Below are 5,713 nucleotides of genomic sequence, written 5' to 3' on the forward strand. Positions count from 1 at the left end.
GGGGGAGGGCAACATGGTTGCCGCCCTGGAAGCCAAGCGCGCGGTCGAGGCCGGCGCATCTGCCGGTCTGGTCTACCCGTCCCACGGCTGGCTGCGCTTCGGATACCAGAAGGGCGCGCCGCAGACCCGCTACAAGGAAATCTACGAAACCTCGGGCCTGCCGCTCATTCTCTTCCAGTACCCTGACGCCACGAAGGCCACGTACGACCTGGAAACCCAGCTGGAGATCGCCGGGCAGGAAGGGGTGTTCGCCACCAAGAACGGTGTGCGGAACATGAAGCGCTGGGACACTGAAATCCCCGTTCTGCGCGCTGCCTACCCGGAGCTGCAGATCCTGACCTGCCATGACGAGTACCTGCTGCACACGATGTTCGACGTCGATGGCGCACTGGTCGGCTACGGCGGGCTCGCCCCTGAACCGCTGGTGGAGCTGATCGCGGCGGGCAAGGCCAAGGACTACGCCGCGGCGCGGGCCATTCACGACCGCCTCCTGCCGGTGACCAAGAACGTGTACCACCGCGGGTCCCACATGGAAGGGACCGTCGCCCTCAAGGAAGGCCTCGTCGCCCGCGGCATCCTGGAGCATGCCACCGTCCGGCCGCCGCTGCTTCCCCTGGCTGAGGGCGCCGGCGATGAAATCGCACGGGCCTTGAAGTCCGCCAACCTGGGCAGTGTCACCGTTCCCGCCTGATCCTCGCCGATCCCAAGGATGGCGGGCCAAGCGCCCGCCATCCTTCCCCCCAAGCTTTACCCTCTCCAATCTTGGTCAACGACGACCCCCAGCACCGCAGCTGGAGAAGGAGGACTCGCAAAATGCGCGAGCTGAACAAGACCGCCCCCGCCCCCAAGGACCACCCGGCGCAGGCGGCCTCCGCAGGACATGCCGCACCTTCGGGCGGCACCTCCACGTTCTACACCCGCAGGGAAATCCGGTTCATCCTGGCCTTCGCCCTGCTGGGAACCCTGTTCGACGGCGCCGAGCTGAATCTGATCGGTTTCCCTCTCGCGTACATCTCCGACAGCCTGCACGTCTCCACCATCGCCCTGATCACGGTCGCCACGGTGCAGGGCTTCGCCTCCATCCTGGGCGGATTCGTGTTCGGCACCCTCGGGGACACCCTCGGCCGGCGCCGCACCTTCGCCATCTCCGTCCTGGCATTCGGTGTCGCGGCCACCCTCGGCGGGCTGGCCACCAACTATGAAATCTTCCTTCTGACCCGGGTGCTCGCCGGCATCGGCATGGGCGGCCTCTTCGGCCTTTCGTTCTCGATGTTCACCGAATGCTGGCAGACCAAAAAACGCGGCACCATGGGCGGCATCATCCAGTCCATGTACTTCGTCGGCGAAATCCTCACCGCCGGCCTCATCTACCTGTTCCTGTCCACCCTGGGCCACGACCTGCTGGCGGGCCGGATACATCGCGATCGGCCTGGTCAGCCTCGTGATCGGGGCAGCATCACTGAAGCTGCTGCCCGAATCCAAGCAATGGCTCGCCTACCAGGAACACCGCCGGTACGGCACCCTCCCGCCGGAACTGCGCCGCTCCAAAGTTCCCGTGATCGACATCTTCCGCCCCCGCTTCGCCTACGGGACCGTCCTGTTCATGATCCTGTCAACCGCGATGTTCCTGACCACCAACTCGGTAGGCGCCTACCTGTCCACCTACCTGCTCAAGACCCAGCAACTGCCCCTCGACACCGTGAGCCTGATCGTCCTGCTCGGCTACGTCTCCACGATCATCACCTACTCGACCACCGGCTTCATCTCCGACCGCATCCGACGCAAGTACGCATTCACGGCAGCCTGTGTCTTCGGAACCGCCGGCTTCGTCTGGTTCCTGTCCCTGCTCACCTCGGGACACGCACACATCACCGGAGCGTTCTGGACCGCTCCCGCGTTCTGGGCACTCATGATGTGCGCCGGAGGGGCCGGAGGATTCGGCGTACTCGGTGTCTGGATGTCCGAATTCTTCCCCACCCGCATCCGCTCCACCGGCTCCAGCGCCAGCTACTACGTAGGACGTGGCCTCGGAGCCGGAGTCTTCCCCCTCTTCGCACTCACCCTCGCCGGCACCGTCCCGTTCGCCCTCGCACTCGGCATCATCGGCCCAGTGGCAGGCGTCATCTTCTCCGTCCTCACGCCCGACCGCACAGGACGCACCATCGCCGAACTTGAATAGCAGCATCGATACTGGAACGATTGCTACCGCTGTCCCGTTGTTCGCCTCCACTGTGAACAGCGGGACAGTGACATGTGATGGACTTAAGTGCCGAAGGAGTACTCCTCGGGGCCCTCTGGTGGCCCACGAGGAGAAGAGCTTAGCGCGCGAGGGTGCGGTCGGGGTGAGTCCGGGCCCCGCCGGTGCCCGGTTGATTCTCAGCTGGTCTCGGATCTGGGGAACATAGGCGCGTCTCCGTACTGTCTTCGCGCGAGCAGCGGCACCAAAGGCTGGCCCTCACCCCCAACTGTGGGGCCTATTGTCGTTCGTCCTCCTGCGCCTCTCTGATCTCTCCTGTCAAGAAGTGAGTCCGTGACGGAACCGGCCACCATCAGCTTTGACAAAGCGGATCAGAGCGTCGTGGACTTGCAGGTTCGTTGGAATTTCGATGCCTGCAGGTCCGGTTCAGGATGACCTTTTCGGCAAGCCGGTCTGTAATCGGGTTAGGCCTTCTCGTGGGTGTAGCCGAAGGGGACCTCGGGGCTCAGTTCGAGGGTGAATCGTCCGGGGCCGTGCTTGGTGATGAGGATTCCCGCGGTACCTTGCGCAAGTGCCCTTGTCTGCAGCTCCCGGACGCTCGAATTGAGTGCGTGGTCCACGTCCCCGGCGTGGTGGACGACCACTTCCATTTTTTCGTGTGCGATCTGTGTCATGGCTTGCTTTCTGTTTTGGTGTGCTGTGCTAGCCGAGCCTCAGGGAAAGGCGATCTTTGAAGGCGGCGGTGTCGAGGACTTCGCGGTTGATGACGAATTTCGGTGCGCGCCCGTTGGCGACATCGACGATGGCGCGCACGCAGCTGCTGCCGTTGCCGAGGGACATTTCGTCAGTCCAGGAGAGGCAATGGGGGGAGAGCGTGACGTTGTCCAGGCCGATGAGCTCGTTGGTGACGGGTTCCTTTTCGAACACGTCCAGGCCGGCTCCGGCGATGCTTCCGCTCTTAAGGGCCGTAATGAGGTCTTGTTCGTTGATGATGGGGCCGCGGGCCATGTTGATGACCACGGCAGTTGGCTTCATACGGTCCAGAATTGCGGCGTTGACTATGTGGTGGGTTTGCTCGGTCAGCACTGCCATCACAATGAGGGCGTCACAGCGGGCGGCAACTTCGTCCAGTTCCATCAGTTCTACGCCCAGTTCACGGGCGCGTTCGGGCGGGCAGAAGGGGTCGTGGCCCACGTACCGGACGCCGAAGGGCTTCAGGAGGCGGACCAGTTCCCCGCCGGTGTTTCCGACGCCGAGCAGACCAATGGTTTTTCCCGTCAGGCCAGTGCCCATATACCCCTCGCGGAGGTCCCAGCGCTGTTCTCGGACCAGACGGTCCTTCACAACCGTGTTGTGCAGTACGGAAAGCAGCATGGTCAAGGTGGCCGTCGCTACCGGGCCGCGGGCACCATCGGGAGTGATGGTGGCTACTGTTCCGGCGCTGGTGCAGGCGTGGAGGTCGACTGTGTCGAAACCGACGCCGAATCTGGCCAGGATCAGCGGTGGATTGGTGACACCGGCGAAGGACGCCTCCGTGACGGCTGGGGCGGCGTAAAGGATGGCGTCGTATTGCTCCATTTGTGCCGGAGTCAGGGCCGCGGACCTGTCGTGCATGTATTCCCAGGCCAGACCGGCTTCGTCGAGTCCGGAGAGGCCGATGTCGCCCCACACGTTGTTGCCGTCGGGGTCAAGGAAGTCGGGGAGATGCCTACTGTGAATGTCATTAGAAGACCGCCAAGGGGTTGATGGGCGAACCGGTGCCACGGGGGATGTTAAGGGGAGCGACTACGAACATGAACCGGTAGCGGTCCTCCTCGGCGCACGCGGTGCCGAGGTCTTCGAGGTCGAGGTTGTCGAGAAGGGGCAGGCCCATCGCTGTGATCGCGAGGACATGGATGGGCGAGTGGATGCCGGAGGTGGGTGAGGGGCGGACGTCGGAATCCCCGTCACCACCTAGGAGGCTGATTCCGCGCTCGGCCAGCAACGGCATGCAGTCAACGTGCAGCCCGGCACTCAGGTCCGAGGAGTCCCAGATCCCGAGTTCACGCGCGCGGCGGAAGTGACCGGTACGGATCAGGACCGCATCGCCCTGCGCGATGTGTACGCCGAGACGTGCTTCGGCGGCAAGGATGTCCTCGGCGTGGATGGCGGTGCCGGGCTCAAGCCACGGCACGTCGAAAAGGACGGTGAAATCCAGAAGCACCGCAGAGGTCACCAGGGAACCAAGCGCGCTGACCGAACCGAAGTCTGCACCGGTGGCCGTCACGACATCCCTTGAGATCCGGCCCTCATACAGGAGGCCCTTGTAGGCGATGTGGCTGAGGGCATCGAGATGGCTGACGGCCTTCCCGTGATAGTCGACGCCGATGAAGTCTTTATTGCAGGACGGCTCGGGAGCCTCGCGCACTCCAAGGTCCGTCATGTAATGCAGGGCCGGGTTGGCGTTGGACGGTCCGCTGACGGTATTCCAGGGCAGGGCCGTGGTCACCACGCGCCCACTGCGGACAAGCGATGCTGCTTCCACTACCGAGGCCGGGGTGACCGCCTGCCATGCCCCGGCCGAGGGGTCGGTATAGGTTCCCCAGGTCTTGACCTGTTCGAAGATCTCCTCGAAGCGGTCCTGCGGGACGGCAGGCCCATTGTTTGTCGGGGCCCGATAAAGTGAGCTAGCCTGATATCTTCCGCGCACACGGTGTACTCCTTGAGAAAATTGGGGACCGCCCGGAATTCCGGCATGGCTACTCCGTGACGGAGGACGGACGGCCTCATCTGTGCCACCGGTCCTGAACGGGAGGCGGGAGGGGGTGACGCGACAATGATAAGCCAATATACTGGCTTAAAGTCAATATCTTGGATTAGAGGAACCACCATGACGCTAGAGACAAACTCGGCAGCCCAAAGCTCAGTTCCGGCCGTCACCAGGGCAATGGCCATACTGGACCTCATCGCAGCTGCCGGCCAAGCGGGCATGAATGTGCCCGAAATTGCGAAGTCGATGGACCTCGCCAAATCCTCCACAGCCAATATCTGCGCTGCCCTGGAGGGCGAAGGGATGCTCCGGCGCTCCGACGGCCGGTTCACGCTGGGGCGAAGGATCCTCTCGCTCGCCGGAGACTACCTTGCTCCGCCGACCACCTTTCCGAGTTCTACGCCCTATGCCGGCGTTCCCGCCTGATTTCCCGCGAAGCGGCCCGCCTGGCGCTCCTGGATGGAACCGACGTCCTTTACCTGGCGCGCTATGAGGGAACCAACCCGATCAGGCTTACCGCGAATATCGGCGACCGCTTCCCGGCCCATGTCACGGCCACCGGAAAGGCGGTGCTCTCCACCCTTCCGGACGCGTGGTGGAGGACCGCTACCGGGGCAAGACCTTCGTGCCGTTCACCTCGCGCTCCCTAACGAGCATCTCCGAGCTCATGTCCGACCTCGAGAAATCCCGCCACCGCGGCTACTTCATGGACGACGAAGAGACCACAATCGGCGTTGTGTGTTTCGCCGTTCCCGTGGTGGACATCC

Annotated in this window: 8 protein-coding genes and 1 pseudogene; 6 read left to right on the plus strand and 3 right to left on the minus strand. The window is 63.6% G+C overall.

What is annotated here, in order from left to right:
* From AHiyo1_RS19115 to AHiyo1_RS25685, 3 genes and pseudogenes are all read left to right on the plus strand, one after another.
* Positions 1–691 (plus strand): dihydrodipicolinate synthase family protein (locus AHiyo1_RS19115; RefSeq protein ID WP_059389611.1); only part of this gene is annotated, 691 nt, incomplete at its 5' end.
* A 122-nt stretch (positions 692–813) separates the two neighbouring features.
* Positions 814–1,332 (plus strand): annotated as a pseudogene (locus tag AHiyo1_RS28355) (MFS transporter); the annotation flags it as partial.
* A 109-nt stretch (positions 1,333–1,441) separates the two neighbouring features.
* Entirely contained in the window at positions 1,442–2,179 is a 738-nt protein-coding gene (locus AHiyo1_RS25685) for an MFS transporter (protein ID WP_059389613.1), read from the plus strand.
* Positions 2,180–2,661: 482 nt separating this feature from the next.
* Here AHiyo1_RS25685 and AHiyo1_RS19125 read toward each other — a convergent pair whose 3' ends face one another.
* Genes AHiyo1_RS19125 through AHiyo1_RS19135 form a run of 3 tightly spaced genes read right to left on the minus strand, consistent with a single transcriptional unit; the run spans position 2,662 to position 4,886 of the window.
* On the minus strand, positions 2,662–2,871 hold the full coding sequence (locus tag AHiyo1_RS19125) for a hypothetical protein (protein ID WP_059389614.1): 210 nt from the start codon (positions 2,869–2,871) through the stop codon (positions 2,662–2,664).
* Positions 2,872–2,899: 28 nt separating this feature from the next.
* Positions 2,900–3,868: an NAD(P)-dependent oxidoreductase gene (locus AHiyo1_RS19130; RefSeq protein WP_253257467.1), complete on the minus strand. Its 969-nt coding sequence runs from the start codon at positions 3,866–3,868 to the stop codon at positions 2,900–2,902.
* A 52-nt stretch (positions 3,869–3,920) separates the two neighbouring features.
* A complete protein-coding gene (locus AHiyo1_RS19135) occupies positions 3,921–4,886 on the minus strand; it encodes a cyclase family protein (RefSeq protein ID WP_059389615.1) in 966 nt (321 codons plus the stop codon).
* Between the two features lie 180 nt (positions 4,887–5,066).
* Here AHiyo1_RS19135 and AHiyo1_RS27295 point away from each other — a divergent pair, with 180 nt between their 5' ends.
* From AHiyo1_RS27295 to AHiyo1_RS28365, 3 genes are all read left to right on the plus strand, one after another.
* Positions 5,067–5,372 (plus strand): helix-turn-helix domain-containing protein, encoded by a 306-nt coding sequence (locus AHiyo1_RS27295; RefSeq protein WP_059389616.1) that lies wholly within the window; start codon positions 5,067–5,069, stop codon positions 5,370–5,372.
* Positions 5,372–5,596, plus strand: coding sequence for an IclR family transcriptional regulator domain-containing protein (locus AHiyo1_RS28360; RefSeq protein ID WP_445286245.1), 225 nt, complete (start codon positions 5,372–5,374; stop codon positions 5,594–5,596). Before AHiyo1_RS27295 ends, AHiyo1_RS28360 begins: the two co-directional genes overlap by 1 nt.
* On the plus strand, positions 5,542–5,713 hold a 172-nt coding region (locus AHiyo1_RS28365; protein ID WP_445286246.1), incomplete at its 3' end, for an IclR family transcriptional regulator domain-containing protein. The genes AHiyo1_RS28360 and AHiyo1_RS28365, both read left to right, overlap by 55 nt.

It is taken from the genome of Arthrobacter sp. Hiyo1 (assembly GCF_001263615.2).
In the GTDB taxonomy this organism is placed as follows: domain Bacteria; phylum Actinomycetota; class Actinomycetes; order Actinomycetales; family Micrococcaceae; genus Arthrobacter.